At 60.9% G+C, this 15788-nt stretch carries 14 protein-coding genes; 4 read left to right on the forward strand and 10 right to left on the reverse strand.

From position 1 onward, the window contains the following. The first annotated feature begins 63 nt into the window (after positions 1–63). A complete protein-coding gene (locus QFX07_RS05390) occupies positions 64–603 on the forward strand; it encodes a Rieske (2Fe-2S) protein (RefSeq protein WP_279740599.1) in 540 nt (179 codons plus the stop codon). 190 nt (positions 604–793) lie between these two features. On the opposite strand, the gene dxs is transcribed toward QFX07_RS05390, so the two are convergent. The 3 genes from dxs to QFX07_RS05405 all read right to left on the reverse strand — a co-directional run bounded on the left by dxs (position 794) and on the right by QFX07_RS05405 (position 7068). Continuing rightward, a complete protein-coding gene (gene dxs / locus QFX07_RS05395) occupies positions 794–2866 on the reverse strand; it encodes a 1-deoxy-D-xylulose-5-phosphate synthase (RefSeq protein WP_279740597.1) in 2073 nt (690 codons plus the stop codon). A gap of 225 nt (positions 2867–3091) precedes the next feature. Continuing rightward, the gene (locus tag QFX07_RS05400; RefSeq protein ID WP_279754600.1) at positions 3092–4729 is read right to left on the reverse strand and encodes a class I SAM-dependent RNA methyltransferase; all 1638 of its coding nucleotides are present in this window, start codon (positions 4727–4729) and stop codon (positions 3092–3094) included. A 203-nt stretch (positions 4730–4932) separates the two neighbouring features. Next, complete coding sequence (locus tag QFX07_RS05405; RefSeq protein WP_279754719.1) at positions 4933–7068, reverse strand: APC family permease; 2136 nt, start codon at positions 7066–7068, stop codon at positions 4933–4935. Between the two features lie 195 nt (positions 7069–7263). Here QFX07_RS05405 and QFX07_RS05410 point away from each other — a divergent pair, with 195 nt between their 5' ends. After that, positions 7264–8130, forward strand: a complete 867-nt coding sequence (locus QFX07_RS05410; protein ID WP_279754601.1) for a potassium channel family protein — start codon at positions 7264–7266, stop codon at positions 8128–8130. After that, positions 8131–8784 (forward strand): potassium channel family protein, encoded by a 654-nt coding sequence (locus QFX07_RS05415; RefSeq protein WP_279754602.1) that lies wholly within the window; start codon positions 8131–8133, stop codon positions 8782–8784. A gap of 175 nt (positions 8785–8959) precedes the next feature. Here the strand turns inward: QFX07_RS05415 and QFX07_RS05420 are convergent, their stop codons facing one another. The 5 genes from QFX07_RS05420 to QFX07_RS05440 all read right to left on the reverse strand — a co-directional run bounded on the left by QFX07_RS05420 (position 8960) and on the right by QFX07_RS05440 (position 12135). Next, the gene (locus QFX07_RS05420) at positions 8960–9754 is read right to left on the reverse strand and encodes a DUF3159 domain-containing protein (protein WP_279754603.1); all 795 of its coding nucleotides are present in this window, start codon (positions 9752–9754) and stop codon (positions 8960–8962) included. Next, positions 9744–10274, reverse strand: coding sequence for an asparaginase (locus QFX07_RS05425; RefSeq protein WP_279740588.1), 531 nt, complete (start codon positions 10272–10274; stop codon positions 9744–9746). The genes QFX07_RS05420 and QFX07_RS05425 overlap by 11 nt, the downstream gene beginning before the upstream one ends. Beyond that, positions 10274–11071, reverse strand: coding sequence for a DUF3710 domain-containing protein (locus QFX07_RS05430; RefSeq protein WP_279754604.1), 798 nt, complete (start codon positions 11069–11071; stop codon positions 10274–10276). Before QFX07_RS05430 ends, QFX07_RS05425 begins: the two co-directional genes overlap by 1 nt. A gap of 77 nt (positions 11072–11148) precedes the next feature. Further along, positions 11149–11595, reverse strand: a complete 447-nt coding sequence (dut, locus tag QFX07_RS05435; protein ID WP_279754605.1) for a dUTP diphosphatase — start codon at positions 11593–11595, stop codon at positions 11149–11151. 240 nt (positions 11596–11835) lie between these two features. Further along, positions 11836–12135: a DUF4193 domain-containing protein gene (locus QFX07_RS05440; protein ID WP_279740582.1), complete on the reverse strand. Its 300-nt coding sequence runs from the start codon at positions 12133–12135 to the stop codon at positions 11836–11838. Positions 12136–12471: 336 nt separating this feature from the next. Between QFX07_RS05440 and sepH the strand changes: the two genes are divergently transcribed. Then, on the forward strand, positions 12472–13617 hold the full coding sequence (gene sepH / locus QFX07_RS05445) for a septation protein SepH (RefSeq protein WP_279754606.1): 1146 nt from the start codon (positions 12472–12474) through the stop codon (positions 13615–13617). A gap of 141 nt (positions 13618–13758) precedes the next feature. Here sepH and QFX07_RS05450 read toward each other — a convergent pair whose 3' ends face one another. Both QFX07_RS05450 and QFX07_RS05455 read right to left on the reverse strand, forming a co-directional pair. Further along, positions 13759–15024, reverse strand: coding sequence for an alkaline phosphatase family protein (locus tag QFX07_RS05450; RefSeq protein WP_279754607.1), 1266 nt, complete (start codon positions 15022–15024; stop codon positions 13759–13761). Positions 15025–15147: 123 nt separating this feature from the next. Next, positions 15148–15741 carry a DUF5998 family protein gene (locus QFX07_RS05455; protein ID WP_279740577.1) on the reverse strand — a complete coding sequence of 198 codons (594 nt, stop codon included), beginning with the start codon at positions 15739–15741 and terminating at the stop codon, positions 15148–15150. Positions 15742–15788: the final 47 nt, after the last annotated feature.

Below are 15788 nucleotides of genomic sequence, written 5' to 3' on the forward strand. Positions count from 1 at the left end.
GCTCTCATTCGCTTTTTATCCTAAACCGGCCTAGGGCGGAGAGAGTACACGAAAGGAACCACCATGCCCGCATCCAACGGATGCTGCCGCTCTCAGAAGGCATGCTCCTCGCCCACTGCATCTGCCGCCATCGAATCTAATGCTGTCGATACCGTAGCAGCTACCGCCGAGACTGAATCTTCTGCGCGCGTCCTCTCCCGACGCGCAACCCTCGTCACCGGTGCCGTCGCGTCCGGTGCCCTACTTGCTTCCTGCGCTGAGGGGGACTCCGCCGTCACCGCACCTGAAGGTACCATTGAGGTAGGTTCTGCCTCCGCTGTGGGTGTGGGCAAGGCGGCGCGTCTGACCCATGGCTCCACGACTGTTATCGTGTCACAGCCCTCTTCAGGTGAATACAAGGCGTTCAGCACCGTGTGCACCCACCAAGGTTGTCAGGTACAGGTGCAGGACTCCAACCGTATCGTGTGCCCCTGCCACGGCTCCGAATACGCCGTAGCTGACGGCTCAGTAGTGCACGGCCCTGCGGAGGCGCCTCTGACCAGCTACCCGGTGCAGGTGAAAGGCGGCAAGATTTTCGTCAGCGGCACTACTAACAATTCCTAAAACCACTACTTCTCATGCTCATAAGCTCAGGCGCTGGCCGATAGTGCCCCGTATAGTGGATACAGCATAGTGCATACAGCAAAGCCCCGCCCATCAGTTATGATGGGCGGGGCTTCTGTCTGCCTATGCTGTCTATTATTGAGAATCTACCGCTGAGAGCCGATGGCTGAGGAAGCGCAGACCGGAATATCTAGCGGGTGTGGCGCGGCTTCTGGCCCTCTTCCCGAGCGAACGGAACCTTATCGCCAGCCAGCTGCGCACGCAGGTCAGCGATAATGGTTTCCGCAGTCAGGCCGACCTCTTCCAGAATCTGCTCGCGGGAAGCGTGCGGAATGAACTCCGCCGGCAGACCCAGCTCGCTCAGCGCGGTATCCACACCGGCCGCACGCATTTCCTGGCGGATGCGTGAACCCACACCGCCGGAACGTACGCCGTCCTCAATGGTCACCACAATGCGGTGATCACGCGCTAACTCAATAACCGAAGATGGCACCGGCATCACCCAGCGCGGGTCAACCACGGTGGACTGGATACCCTCGGCGGCAAGCACCTTCGAGGCTTCCAGGGCCACACGGGCCATAGCACCAACAGCGACGAACAGCACATCACGCTGGCCGGTCTCCGGGTGGGGTTTATCAGTTCGTGCCAGTACATCCACGCCGTCGTTACGACGTTCCAGGGCGGGAATGTCCTCGCCCACGGAGCCCTTCGGATAGCGAATCACGGTCGGTGCATCGTTAATAGCTACAGCCTCACGCAGCTCTTCGCGCAGGGTCGCACCATCACGCGGAGCCGCCAGGTGCAGACCCGGAATGAACTGCAGCATCGCCAAATCCCACATACCGTGGTGGCTTGCGCCGTCCGGACCGGTAATACCGGAGCGGTCCAGCACCACGGTCACGCCCGCCTTGTGCAGAGCAACGTCCATGAGCAACTGGTCAAAGCCACGGTTCAGGAAGGTTGCGTAGAGGGCAACCACCGGGTGCATACCGCCGTACGCCAGGCCGGCACTCATCGCCACGGCGTGCTGCTCAGCGATACCTACGTCAATAACGCGCTCGGGGTGGCGCTTCTGAAATTCGCGCAGACCCACGGGAATGAGCATCGCGCCGGTAATACCGACAACGTTCTCCTGCTCATCAGCAATATCCGCGATTTCGCGGCCAAAAACGCTGGTCCACGATTCAGAGGTGCTGGTCGAAACATCCTCACCGGTCAGCGGGTCAATCTGGCCCACCGCATGGAACTGGTCGTCCTCATTCGCGCGGGCAGGCGCGTAACCGTGGCCCTTCTCGGTAATGGCATGCACAATCACCGGGCCGGCGTAGTTCTTCGCCGCGGTCAGTGCGTTCTCCACAGCCTGCTGGTCGTGGCCGTCAATGGGGCCCACGTACTTCATGCCCAGGTCTTCAAAAATACCCTTAGGTACGACAACGTCCTTAATGCCCGCCTTCATGCCGTGCAGACCGCGGTACACCATCTGACCGACGGGGCCGCCACGCTGTAGACCGATACGCACAGCATCCAGGGCGTTGTCATAGCGGTGGTCAAGGCGCACGCGATCCACCTGCTGCTGCACACCGTGCTTGAGCTCAGACAGCTGGTTTGCGAAACCGCCAATAGTCGGCGCGTAGGAGCGGCCGTTATCGTTGACCACAATCACGACCTTGCGGGTGCGGTCGGCAGCAATATTGTTTACAGCCTCCCACGCCATGCCACCGGTCAGCGCGCCGTCGCCAATGAGAACCACGGTGTAGCGGTCATCTTCGCCGTTAAGCTTATGCGCGCGAGAAATACCGTCAGCCCACGAAATCGAGCTGGAGGCGTGCGAAGAAGCAATAATATCGTGTTTAGATTCGTCGCGATCCGGGTAACCCGACAGGCCTCCCTTCTGACGCAGAGTCTTAAACGCGTGACGACCAGTCACCAGCTTATGCACATAGGACTGGTGGCCGGTGTCGAAAAGAATATTGTCCTTAGGAGATTCGAAGACACGGTGAATGCCGAGAGTCAGCTCCACAACGCCCAGGTTCGGACCCAGGTGACCACCGGTTGCCGACACATTCGTCACGATGAACTGGCGAATTTCCTTAGAGAGCTCCTCCAACTGCTCGTAGCTGAGGTTCTGCAGGTCTGCCGGGGACTGAATACCCGGGAGCAACTTGGCAGTGGCACCATCGCCAATGCTGTAGTCAGCGGTGGGTGCGCCACCGGGGGCGCTATTCGGGGTCTCCTCCTGCGGCAATGCGTTTTCAGCGGACATACACCCACACTCCTCAAGGTTGGGGCACGGCTCATTCCGTGCGTTGGTTCTTCAATGATTCTACCGTTTACAGTGCCAAAAAGCAGATTTATGCTCCCGCAGAGCAAGACGCACCGGATTGAGCGAAAACAGCCTGAAATAACCCCTAGTGGGTAGGCTGGTGAGCAGCCCAACCCTCCCAACACAGCAATTATGTGCTTCTTTGTTAAGGCAACTAGTTGCACGCTACGTGGTGCGGCGGCGGCGCGGACGAGGCTTCGCCGGGGCACGCTCAAAAAGCGCCACCGACTCCACATGATGCGTATTCGGGTACATATCAAAGGCCCGAAGCTGCACCATGTCCCAACCCAGCTCACGCAAAATACCGGTGTCACGCCCCAGGGATGCCGGGTCACATGCCACGTACAGAATACGTTTGGGGTCCAGCACATCCAGGCGTTCCAGGGTGGTTCGGTTCGCACCCTCACGGGATGGATCAAGGACCACCGCATCAATAGCGGGGATTTCACCAAACTCAAGGGCTGTCTTCAAATCGACCAGGTGGCGTGCCACGTCGCCACGAATCACCTCAATACGGGTGTCCGCAGAGTTTTCCGTGCGAGAACAACCATCAGGCGCGAAGTTCGAGCGGGCATCCTTATGGGTCACCGGGGAACCCTCAATGCTGATAACGGTACCCGTCGCACCCACGGCATCTGCGAGCGCGGCGGTGAACAGGCCCGCGCCGGCGTACAGGTCGAGAGTGCATTCACCTTCCTGCGGGCGGAGCATGTTGAGCATGGCTCCGACCATGGTGGAGGGGGCGGCGCGGTGAATCTGCCAGAAGCCGCCGGCAGACACCTGGTAGCTGAATCGGCGGGAGCCGAAGGTGACTTCTTCGGTGACGGAGCGCAGGCCCGCGCCGAGCAGCTGGTCGCCTTCGGGTACGCGGCGGTAGGGGCTGTGGGCGGAGCCGGGGCGGCGGCGCTTGGGCTTGCCATTCGAGGTGGACTGCGGGGTGAAGAAAAGGGAGATCTTGCGCTTGGCGAGCAGTCCCCAGGCGTCGGATGCCTGCTGTTCGATGTCCTTGGCGACTTCTTCGATGGAGAAACGCGGGTCAACGATGAACTGCAGAAGAATCCTGCCTCGGGAGGAGACGGTTGCCTCGACTTCGCGTACGCCGCGCAGGTTCAGCCGCTCAAGCTCCAGGTTACGCAGTTCGGGTGCGGCGAGGGGAAAGTCTACGACCGGTACGGGCTGGGAGGCGCGGTAGGGGTGCATGCCGACGCGCCAGGTGACGGCGGGGTTCTTCTTGCCGCTGTTCTTCTGGTCGCTGGGCTGGGTGCGGACCTTGGTCACGTTGTAGCGCACGCGGGTACGCCAGGACAGGCCTTCGTTGTTACCGCGCAGGGGTAGCTCTTCAACGATGAGGTTGGTCAGCAGGGGTGATTCGAGGGGCAGGCCGCCCAGCCGGTTGATTTGGGTGCGGACAATATCGGTCTTGTAGTGTCGCTGCTCGGCCAGGCTGATGTGGCCATATTCCATGCCGCCGAGCAGTTCGGGTACGCCGGTTGCTGTGGCGCGTTCCTCTTCGGTGGCGAGCGCATCCGCCTGAATCCAGGGGTGGGGGCGGCGTTCCAGGGAGGGTACGGATACGGAGATGACGTCTGCGAAGTAGAAGCGGCGCTTGGGGCCGATTGCGGTGATGCGCACTTCTGCCTGTTCGCCGACGATGCCGTGACGCACGAAGATGACGCCCTGTTCGGTACGCGCTACGAAGGCGCCGCCGTGCGCGGGTGCCTCACAGGTGACGGTGAGGGTCTGCCCGACGCTGTATCCGTCTACGTTGTTGGAGGCGGCAGGCGTGGTAGCAGTGTGGGTCACAGCATTGTCTCCTAAAAGAATCACTTAATGTGAACTATTTTACACCCGATTGTGCCTTCGCTCCGGTTCCGACGCCCCCGCAAGGGGTGCCTCATCCATTGCAAAAGGCTAAGTCCAGGCGTTATACGGGGTGTTCAAGCAAAGTTGCAGGGCAATTGACCGGGCAGGGCGCTGGGCAATTATTTCTAGGCACCAGGCGATTATTACGGCTGGCGTTTCTTCTCGCTCGCCACCGCGTCCGCCTCGTGCAGGCGGCCGCGGTACACCGCGTGGCGGTTGCTCTGAATCAGTTCACGGCCGCCACCGGCAGAACGAGTAATCTTCGGGGCAACAGATGCCGTTGGGGGCTCTGCTTCTACCGTTGATTCTTCGCTTTGTAAACGCTGATCAAAATTCTCATCATACACCTCATCCTCATGCATCGCCCAGGGCACGGTGGCCGTCATAACGCCCGGCTCGTGCAGAAGCGCCCGCTTGAGGAGACGCACCGTGCGGCGGTGCAGAAGCCGCTGCCACCAGTGCTTCACCACGAATTCCGGCAGGTACACCACCAAAATATCGCGGGGTGACTTCTTGCGGCGGCGGCGAATATACGAGACGACAGCATCCACCGTGTCACGGTACGGCGAGTCAATGACCGACAGCGGCACCGGAATACCGAGAGCGTACCAGCGCTTCTTCACGATCTCCAGGGCAGCGCGGTCGTTGTTGACCGTTAGCGCCTCAATCGTGGAGGGGCGACCGGCACGTGCATAGGAGAGGGCACGAACCGCCGGGCGGCGCACACGCTCCACGTACACGATGGCGTGCACACGCGAAGGCAGGGCTGCCACATCCGCAACGGATTCGGCGTTCAGGGGGACGTCCAGGGCGGCATCCACCGCATCATAATGGCGGCGAGTCACAACCATACCTCCAACCATCAGGGCAATCATTCCAAGGGAAAGCCACGCACCGGCGGCAAACTTCGTCACCACGACGATGACCAGCACCACGGCGGTCACGACCACTCCCACCGCAGAGACAGCAATATCACGAATCAGGGCGCGGCGCGGTATCTGCGCGAGAGTAATACGCAGCAGGCGTATGCGGTAGCGCACCACCGCCAGCTGCACCATCACCATGGACAGGCACATGCCCACAATGTACAGCTGAATCAGCGAGTACACATCCGAACCGAAAATGGTGGTGAGGAAAATTGAGAATGCCGACAGCGCCAGCACACCATTCGCGTACAGCCCGCGTGATTCCACGCTGCGGAAGAAGACCGGCAGGTACTGGTAATCAGCCAGGGACGAGGCAATCATCGGGAATCCCGTAAACGCAGTCAGCGAGGCGATAATCAGCACGCCCACCGTGGCAAACACCAGCAACTGCGCGAAGAACGGAACACCCTGATAAATCGCCAAAGCCACTTGATACAGCGCCGGCTTCTGGTGGAAGTACTCCCCTGGCGTGTGCCCGTCAATGAACAAAAAACGGGTCGTATCGTGCACCATGTGCACACGGGTTGCCGCCGCAAAACCGAGCAGGCTCACCAGCAGGACCGAGGTAATCACGCCCATCAGCATCATGGTGACCGCCGCATTATATTTCTTCGGGCGGCGGAAATACTTCACAGAATTAGAGATCGTAGAAACACCCGAGAACGCCACCACACCTGCGGAGAAAGAACGCGCCAGAAGCAATACCAGCGCCAGCCCTTCCAGGGCATAATCGTGGTATTCGGGGGCAATCACGTAGGTAGCCGATTCAGCCAGCGGCAGAGTACCCGTGGCGGCACGAATCCAACCCACAATGAGGGTGCCCCCCAACAGCGCCAAGAAAACGTACAACGGCCAGTACGCAATCTTTCCCAGCAATTGCACACCGCGCAACGCAAACAGCGTCAGAGCAACAATGAGCAGCACCGCAATGAGGGTGCGCCAATCCTGAATCTGCGGGTACAGCGCCACCAAAAACGAGGACGCCGAAGACATCGAAACCGCCACCGTGAGCATATAGTCCATCAGCGAGGATGCGCCCATCACAATCGAGGGTAGCGCACCCAGCTTGTGGTGCACCAGCTGAATATCGCCCTCGGAGGCAATCTGGTTAATGTTGTACCGGTAGGTACCAATCACCAGCAGACCCACCATCGCTACGCCCAAACCAATCCAGGGCGAAAAAGCGAGCGCAGAGGCACCCGCAGCGGCAAGGGTCAGAATCATCTGGTCGGCAGCGTAGGCGACCGAGGAGATACCGTCGGTGCCGAAAAGAGGCAGAGCGTAACGCTTCGGCAGGTTAACAGCCGAAAGATTTCGCGTGCTGACCGGCCTGCCGGTCAGGGCGATGCGCATCTTATCCCAACGATTCCTCACGCTGTTAAGGCTATAGGTCGCAGCCTCAAAGCTCAATTTTATTCAGCCGAATAGTGGGCATGGCGAGCGGAATATCACGGAGCATCGGCGCGGAACCTCACCCGCCCATTACACTGGTAGAGGTAGGCGGTAACGCCTTGTCGACACAAAACATCAACACATTCGGAGGGTTGTATGCCTCACTTCGTCATTATGGGCGCCGGGCGCGTGGGCGTCATGTTGGCGCGCACTCTGGAAGCTTCGGGGCATACGGTCGCCGTCATTGACCAGGACGAACGCGCTTTCCAGCCGCTGCGTAAGGGCTTTGAAGGCCGTCTGGTGACCGGTGTTGGCTTCGATGAGGACACCCTCAAGCGTGCCGGTATTACCGAAGCGTACGCTTTTGCCGCCGTCTCATCGGGCGATAACTCGAATATTATTGCCGCCCGTGTGGCACGCGAAATGTTCAAGGTAAAGAACGTTGTGGCGCGTGTGTACGACCCAAACCGCGCCGAGTTCTTCCAGCGCATGGGCATTCCCACGGTCGCTTCGGTGCGCTGGTCTACCGACCAGGTGCTGCGCCGTCTGCTGCCCGAGCAGGCGCTCAAGGGTGATTTCCGTGAACCCTCGGGTCGCCTCATGCTCACCGAAATTCCGCTCAACGACGGTTGGGCAGGCCACGCCCTGACCAGCATCGAAAGTGCCGCCGGGGTGCGCATCGCCTACGTCACCCGCTTCGGTGAGGGTATGCTCCCCCGCCCTGATACTGCCTACCAGCAGGGTGATAGCGTGCACGTGATGATGCACACCGACGACGTTGCGGACGTAACCCGCATCCTCTCCCGCCCGCCGCGCGTTGAAGACAAAGAAGTGGAGGCGGAGTACACCCCCGCCTCGGGACGCAGCAAGCATCCCCACGCCCCGAAGAAACCCGCCGAGCAGAAGCACAACAACCGCCTCGTTGTCGAACATGAATTCCACATCGGTGACGCTCCCCCGGAGCTACCCGATCCCGTGGAGCTCATCGGCCGCCATCGTGACTCCTCGAAAGGTAAAAAGTAAGTGAAGGTCCTTATTGTTGGTGCCGGTTCCGTGGGCGCCTCCATCGCCAAAGAGCTCATGATGAACAGCCACGACGTGACCATCATCGACTCCAAGCCCGAAGCCAAGAAGCGTGCCGATCTGCCCGGCGTGCGCTGGCATATTGGTGATGCCTGCGAGCTGTCCGTGTTGCGCCAGGTGCACCCGAACAAGGCGGACGTGGTCGTTGCCGCAACCGGTGACGACAAGGCAAACCTGATGGTGTCCCTGCTGGCTCGTAGTGAGTTTGGTGTGCCCCGCACCGTGGCTCGTGTAAACAACCCACGTAATGAGTGGCTTTTTGATGACTCCTGGGGCGTGGACGTTGCCGTGTCCACCCCGCGCCTGATGACCGCCCTCGTCGAGGAAGCCGTGGAAGTCGGCGATGTGGTGCGTCTGCTGACCCTGCAGGCTGGCGGCGCGACCCTTGCCGAGTACACTGTGCCGGATGATCACCCTGTCATCGGTTACCGTGTGGACCACGTGCAGTGGCCCGTCGATACGGTGCTCACCGCGATTCTGCGTGACGGTACGCCGATTCCGCCCAGTGCGGATGTAGCGATTGAGGGCGGTGACGAGCTGTTCTTCATCACGACCATTGCCGGTGAGGATCAGATTCGCACGCTGTTCGCATAGCCCTGATCGCATAAGCGTTGCGAGGCATGGTTCTCTCCCCCCCCCCAAAAAAAATTGAGGAGGCACAGGTTTGAGGGGACAAAAGCCCCGGTCACCCATACGGGTACCGGGGCTTTCGCTTATTTTTATGAAGCTATTTCGCGAAGTTTCAGGCGCACAAGTTGCCGGGCTTACCTTAGCGGTTCGCAGAGCCTTCAGCATCCGGTACTTCAGCATCCAGCGTCTCGGGGGCCTCGCTCACCAGCGCCTCCTCGGGAGCCGACACACGCCACGCCAGCCACACGCCCAAAGCGTACAGCGGCAGGCCCATGATGAGGCGGGTTGCGCCCAGCACCTCCACATTATTCGCGAAGTACAGAGGCACCTGCACAGCAAGGCGCAGCATCATCAGCACGGTAATAATCCAGGTCGCCAGCATGTACTGGCGCAGACGCGCCGGGTTCTCACGCCAGGTCAGCGCCTCACCGCGAATCACCGCGAAGATCAGACCCATCAGCGGCCAATGCACCAGCATCGACAGCAGATACGCCAGAATGTACACGCCGTTCGTCCAGAAACCGACCACAAAGTAGTCGCTCGCATTACCGGTACGGTACGCAGCAAACGCACAGATTGCCACGCCAACCAGACCGGTCAGCGCGCTCACCAGCTTAGAGCCCTGCACCAGGCGAATCAGCGTGAATACGCTCGCCGCAGCCAACGCCGCAATCAGGGACAGGTTCAGTTGCTTCGTCACGGTGAACAGCGCCAGGAACGCCACAGCAGGCAGAGAGGATTCCACCAGGCCGCGCCAGCCGCCAATAGCGTGCAGAATATCCACATCACCGTTAGCAGTGCGGCGCATATTTGCACCCATGGAGACGCTCAGGCTCTGCGCCAGCTGCTTCTCCTCCTGCCCCGGGTTATCTGCGGGGCTAATTGCGGGGTTAGCGTGCGGATTGGGCTGGGTCGAAGACTGCTCAGCGCTCATATTTTCCCTTTTCCACAAAGAACTGCGGCACAATCTCATAGCGCGGGTTATAAATCACCGGCTGATGCGCCCTCACAGACACCACACCAGAACAGCGCAGCAGCACACCGGCAAGTACACCGGGCACCATCTGCTGGCCCTGCCACTTGAGCATGACCCTATCCCCCGGAGTAAACGGTGCATAGGGTGGGAAAGACACCTCGTGCGGATCCTGCACCACCACGGTCGCCAAAGACGCCGTGTTCAGATGGTACTGCTTCTCGGAGTCCTCCTCGAAATCCTCACCGGGCGGCTCCACAATCGGCATACCAATCAATGCCAGCGGGCTCGACCACTGCAGAGGCTTCGACTTAGCCACCACCAGCTCGGCACGGTACATCGGCTTATCCTGGGCAGTCGGCAACCACACCTGCTCCACGCGTCCGGCAAGGCGTACGCGAAAGCGCTCGGGGTACCCGGGAGCAAAAATCTGCTCCTCAAGAACCGCGAACGCACTCGGGTAGTTCGAAAACTCAGGCATTAGCCAATCTCGGTAATCTCAGGGCCGCGGCGAGGCATCGGGCGCAGCTTGCTGTGCTCATTCTCGGTTTCTTGCTCAACGGCGGGCTCTTCCTCAGCCGCAACGATCAGGTCGGCGGGCAGAGTCATTGGCAGCAGTTCACGCGGCGGGCGCGGGTCGTCGCCACGGTCCACCACGACGGTGCGGAATACTTCTTCCGCGGAGGCGGCAGCCTTATCGTCACCGAGCACAGCCGCGCCGGAGATGACGCCGCGCAGGAACCAGCTAGGGCCGTCCACACCCACGAAGCGGGCGACGCGCTCGCCGGGCTTACCGTCCGGGGTGACGGCTGGCAGGCGAGTGAGCATCTCGGCACCGAATACGCCAGCGTAGATTTCGACATTGCCGCCCTGGGAGGCGACGGATTCAGTCAGGTCGTGACGGATATCGTCCCAGATACCGGTGGTGCGCGGTGCGGCGAATGCCTGCACCTGCAGGGTTGCGTCGTCGCGGGTGATGGTTGCGGCGATAACCGCGCCGGTTGCGTCGTCGGTTTCGAGGCGCAGGTTCATGCCATCGAGCAGCTTGATGCGCAGTGCCCCCAGGTCGACGTAATCTTCGAGGTCTTCGGTGGTGACTTCTTCGATGTCGTGCGGGCCGTTAACGCGGTCGTACTTGATAACCTCGGGTGCGTCAGCTTCGGTGCCCTCAGCCGCGCTGTCCTCAGCTTCAGTGGTTTCTTCGGTCGCCTCGACTGCCTCTTCGGTCTTTGCCTCTTCAACCTCGGCGGTGCGCTTCTTCTTACCAAATCCGAACATGGTATTCCTACTTTCACCACACACAGGGTGCGGGGGTTTCTTCTCTTCTCTCGTGCGACAATCGCGGTGAGAGCAGACTAGTGGATTCCGCTGGAGCCGAAGCCGCTGGAGCCGCGTTCGGTCTGTTCCAGTTCATCCACCACGGTAAAGGTTGCGTGCTCGTACTTCTGAATGACCAGCTGGGCAATGCGGTCGCCGCGCTGCACGTGGAAGGACTTGGTCTTGTCAGTGTTGAGCAGAGTGACCATCAGCTCGCCGCGGTAGCCGGAATCAACGGTGCCGGGTGCGTTCACGATGGTGATACCGTTCTTTGTCGCCAGGCCAGAGCGCGGGTGCACCAGACCGACGTAACCTTCGGGCAGGGCGATTGCCACGCCGGTGGGGACAAGAGCGCGTTCGCCCGGTTCCAGGTCGAAGTCAATGCGGGAGCGCAGGTCAGCGCCGGCATCGCCGGGCTTTGCGTAGGCGGGGGCGGGCAGCTCGGGGTCGAGCAGCTTAATGTGGACGTTTACGGGGGTCATCATGGTCAATACTCTAACCTTTCGCGGGTGTCTGTGCCATCACCTCGCGCTGTGTTGAGGCTCTACTGCGGGGTGTTTTCGTTGCGTGTTGATGTTCAGCACCTGCCGCGATGCGCCCTGTTGGGTTCGACGCGGCGCTGTTCATGTGTGCGCGACTTTCACATACTCAACGGGGCGGGTGCACTCGGCACTCGCCCCGTCATGAGGTGTATGTCGGGTGGGTGTTAGCCCTTCCCTAAAGTTTTAGCCCTCGCACTCGATGCAGTAGGACAGGTTGCCCTCTTCGTGTGCAATCTGCGAGCGGTGGCGTACCAGGAAGCAGGAGGCGCAGGTGAACTCGTCGTCCTGAGCGGGCAGAACAACAACGTTCAGCTCCTCGTTGGAGAGATCAGCACCGGGCAGCTCGAAGCTTTCTGCTGCACTGTTCTCGTCTTCGTCCACCGCACCGGACTGCATCTCGGAACGGCGGGCGTTCAGCTCCTCGTAGGACTCTTCGTTCTGCTCTTCGTCCTGCTTGCGAGGTGCATCGTAATCAGTTGCCAAACTTTCACGCTCCGTTGGTTCTGTGGCTGTGTGTTGGACCAGGCCACGCTTGTTTAACTTATTTAATGAGTGCTCTAGATGCCGCTGGCGTGTAATTTAACCCCGACGGCATGCCAGGTATTGTTCACCATTGGCACCCTATTTGTCTAATCCTGGGTAGGCTTTGGACTGTTTAGGCGTCACATTTTAGCTTTTTTGGCGCGAAAAGTACATGTTTTTTTGGTGAAAATCCCGCCTCCGCTACTGATTTACCGCGCTTTCACGGTACCCTGGTAGGTAGTTTGCGTTCCGTGCAACACATTCACGAACGCGTCCGGTTCACCTATGGAGGTTCTCATGCTTGAACTGCGTCTGATTGGCGTTCACGATGACGGCGAAAATCTGGTGCTTGAGTCTGCTGACGGCACCCGCTTCTTACTGCCGATTGACGCAAACCTGCGCACGAGCATCACCAAGGCTCGCCGTATTCAGCCCGCCCGCGGTCTGGGCGCTAAGGGCACCTACGGTCCGCGCGATATTCAGACCCGTTTCCGTCAGGGTGCCTCCGTTGAGGAAATCGCTGAAGAGTCCGGTTGGGAGCCGGAGCGCGTGCGCCGCTACGAGTGGCCGATTGTTGCTGAGCGTGCCCACATTATTCGTGCCGCTCAGAGCGTGAAGATTGGTCGCCGCAGCTCCGCTTCGGGTACCGCACAGATTCCCGTAACCCTGAGCGCCCGCATTGAGGAAGTCTCCGAGCGTTACGGTTTTGAGGACGCAACCCAGGACTGGACCACCCGCCAGCAGGAGAACGGCCAGTGGCGTGTTGAGGTTGATATTGCGCTGAAGGATTCGGTGCGTCAGAACCTGCCCGCGCAGGTCGTCTTCCCCGCGCGCTGGGTGTACAACCCGGCGAACCAGGGCCTGTACGCGTCGAATGAGGCGGCGTACTTCCTGATGGGCAATAGTGAGGACGCCGTTGCCGCCGCCGCGAAGAAGGCTCCCGTTGAGGTCCCGCCCGCCCGCCTGCCGAAGGCACCCGAGCCCGCACCGGCACCCCTTACCTCCTCTGAGAGCGCTGATGAGCGTAAGCTCAAGGAGCTTCTGGAGCGCGCCCGCTCGGTGCGCCCGGCGCAGGTTGAGGAGCCTGAGGTGTTCATGCACCGCGAGCCTGTAGCACCGGCTGCGCCCGCTGCACCTGTTGCCCCGGTAGCGCCTGCGGCACCGGCTACACTCGAGCCCACCGCAGAAACTACCGTAGAAGCAGAAACTACCGTAGAAACCATCGGCCCGCTGGCTGTGGACTCGGAAGCACCCGTTGAATCCGTTCCGGTCGAGTCCTTCACCATGCCGGCACCCATCGAGGACACACCCGCAGCTGAGGCCCCCGTTGCTACGACGCAGACTGAGCCCGCCTCCGATGAGAAGCCTAAGCCTTCCTCCTCGAAGAAGCAGCGCGTGAGCGTTCCGGCATGGGATGACATCATCTTCGGTAGCCGCAAGTAAGCGACCGCCCTCGCCGCCCGATAAAGGGGATCTAGGCGAGAGCATCTAGACAAGGGCATCTAGACATACAAAAACCGCTGGTTATTCCCCCGAATCACCAGCGGTTTTCTATGCCCTCTGGGGTTTTAGAAGACTAGTACTTTAGAAAGTCTTGAGCATACGCAACGGCACCAGACGCTCAGCGTCCGTCAGCGAACCGTGCTGACCAACCATGTGCAGGGCACGCTCCTGATAGTGGCGCATATCGTACAGCGCCCAGTCATCGCGAGCGCACACCATTAGGTCGCCAATGCGGCCACGCGCCGCATCCGTGATGACCGGGCCGAAGTAGCCGGCACGCATCAGTTCGCGAGAGTCAATCACCCAGGCGCGTTCGCCCCAGTATTGCGCCCAACGCTGAGCGGTGGCGGTGCGTGCCGCCTCCGAAGTATCTTCGAGGTACAGGTGCACGGCGCGCGGTTCACCGGCTGTCATTGCGATGTTGCGGGTCAACTCCTCAACGCCCGAGTAGTCGATGCGCTGATGCTCGGGCACATTCACCATGCCGTGATCGGCGGTGACGAAGAGTGCCGCCCACGCCGGGGCTCGCTCTGCCAGACGCTTCAGCGCCGAGTTCAGCTCCTCCAACTGTTGCAGCCATTCGTCGCTACCCACACCGTAGCGGTGGCCCGCCGCGTCGATCTCTCCCCAGTACAGGTACACGGTGGTCGGGGTGCGGTTGGAGAGCGCCTCCAGGGCGTAGGTGACGCGGGCATTGTAGCCGACAGCATCCACGAATTCGCCGCCGCGCAACGCCGCCTCAGTCAGGCCGGTACCACGGTACTTACCCAGCGAAATGGTGAGCACGCGGCGGTTTTCGTGGTGGCGTTCCAGCACGGTTGGCAGCGGCTGCCAGGCGTGCGGATCAACCGACTGGTCCCAACCGGACAGGTGGTTCATGACCGAGCCCGCTCCCCCATTACCCGTAGGATTGCGCACCTCATAACCGGCGATGCCGTGTGCGCCGGGTGCCGTACCGGTACCCAGCGAGGTGAGGGAGGCGGCGGTCGTGGTGGGGAATGCGGCGTCCAGCGGGCCCAGGTTCAGGGTGTTACGCAGGGCGGGCGCGTAGCCGCCGTAGCTATTGAGTAGCTGATCGCCCAGACCGTCGACCAAGATCACACAGGCGTGGCGGAAAGACGCCGGGTCAACGTCTTGCTCCGCGAGGCGACCGGCAAGGTTCAGCGGATCGGCTACGGAGTTAAACGCTGGGTCGGCGTCCAGAGCGTGCGCGGGGCGCGCCAGGCTTCGCTGAGCCACCAGAGAGGAGGCGGACTCCAGCACATCGGCGATGCTATTGCTGCCGTAGGCGGGTGCTGCGGGCAGGGGCGCACCCAAAACATCGTGCAGGGTGGTCTGTGCCGTCATAGGTTCCTCTCGGGGGGTCTCTCTCGGGGGGGGTGCCTCAGGGGGTACGTGAAAGTACAGGGCGCCGCGCGGGATTATTGCCGCGAGGGCTGTTACTGCGCGGGATTTATACTGTGCGAGCGCTTATCGGCGGGTTGCGTACATGCGGGCACGGTGCAGAGCACGCGCAAAATCCTGGGCACGCTGAACCGACTCCGGGCCGTCAGCGGTCGCAGAAACACGCACCGCGATGTCCTCGCGGCGTGCATCGCCAGTGAAGCCGTGGTCAGCATTGCACTGCGGATCCTGGCAGCCGGCAGGAGCCAGCTCCATGTGCAGCGAACCGGTCCAGGCAATCTGGAAGGAAATCTCAGTCGGGGCGGTGCTACCGGCATTGTACGCCTGCGGCTGGCTGAAACCGTAGCTGATGGTCACCGCGTTCAGGGCGCTCAGGTGCACCGCCTCCACGCTCACATGCGCCACGGTACCCTGCGCATCACCCTCAAGATGCTGGTCGTCCAAGTGTGCAAAGATAACGTGCTCACCGCAGAGCACCATCACGGTGATGTGGCGGTGAAAATCATCGCGTGAGAAGTGGGTTTCATGCTGTACAAAGTGCGCATCCGGGTTCATACCCGCCAGAGCGTCATCCACCACTTCCAGCACGAGGTCGGGGTAGAAACCGGCATGCTTAATGTCTGCGACCAGTTGCTCGCGTTCGGGGGTGGTGGCGTACATCGTACCTCTTTCGTGCGGTGCCCTCATGAGGCGACGTCGGTCGGCGC

The organism is Rothia similimucilaginosa, assembly GCF_029850985.2.
Taxonomy (GTDB): Bacteria; Actinomycetota; Actinomycetes; order Actinomycetales; family Micrococcaceae; genus Rothia.

Bases quoted from the DNA above. Each gene is read 5' to 3' on its own strand.
- QFX07_RS05455 (WP_279740577.1), bottom strand. From the start codon at position 15,741: ATGTACGCCACCACCCCCGAACGCGAGCAACTGGTCGCAGACATTAAG.
- dut (WP_279754605.1), bottom strand. From the start codon at position 11,595: ATGATGACCCCCGTAAACGTCCACATTAAGCTGCTCGACCCCGAGCTG.
- QFX07_RS05450 (WP_279754607.1), bottom strand. From the start codon at position 15,024: ATGACGGCACAGACCACCCTGCACGATGTTTTGGGTGCGCCCCTGCCC.
- dxs (WP_279740597.1), bottom strand. From the start codon at position 2,866: ATGTCCGCTGAAAACGCATTGCCGCAGGAGGAGACCCCGAATAGCGCC.
- QFX07_RS05425 (WP_279740588.1), bottom strand. From the start codon at position 10,274: ATGCCTGAGTTTTCGAACTACCCGAGTGCGTTCGCGGTTCTTGAGGAG.
- QFX07_RS05405 (WP_279754719.1), bottom strand. From the start codon at position 7,068: ATGCGCATCGCCCTGACCGGCAGGCCGGTCAGCACGCGAAATCTTTCG.
- QFX07_RS05430 (WP_279754604.1), bottom strand. From the start codon at position 11,071: ATGTTCGGATTTGGTAAGAAGAAGCGCACCGCCGAGGTTGAAGAGGCA.
- QFX07_RS05390 (WP_279740599.1), top strand. From the start codon at position 64: ATGCCCGCATCCAACGGATGCTGCCGCTCTCAGAAGGCATGCTCCTCG.
- QFX07_RS05420 (WP_279754603.1), bottom strand. From the start codon at position 9,754: ATGAGCGCTGAGCAGTCTTCGACCCAGCCCAATCCGCACGCTAACCCC.
- sepH (WP_279754606.1), top strand. From the start codon at position 12,472: ATGCTTGAACTGCGTCTGATTGGCGTTCACGATGACGGCGAAAATCTG.
- QFX07_RS05410 (WP_279754601.1), top strand. From the start codon at position 7,264: ATGCCTCACTTCGTCATTATGGGCGCCGGGCGCGTGGGCGTCATGTTG.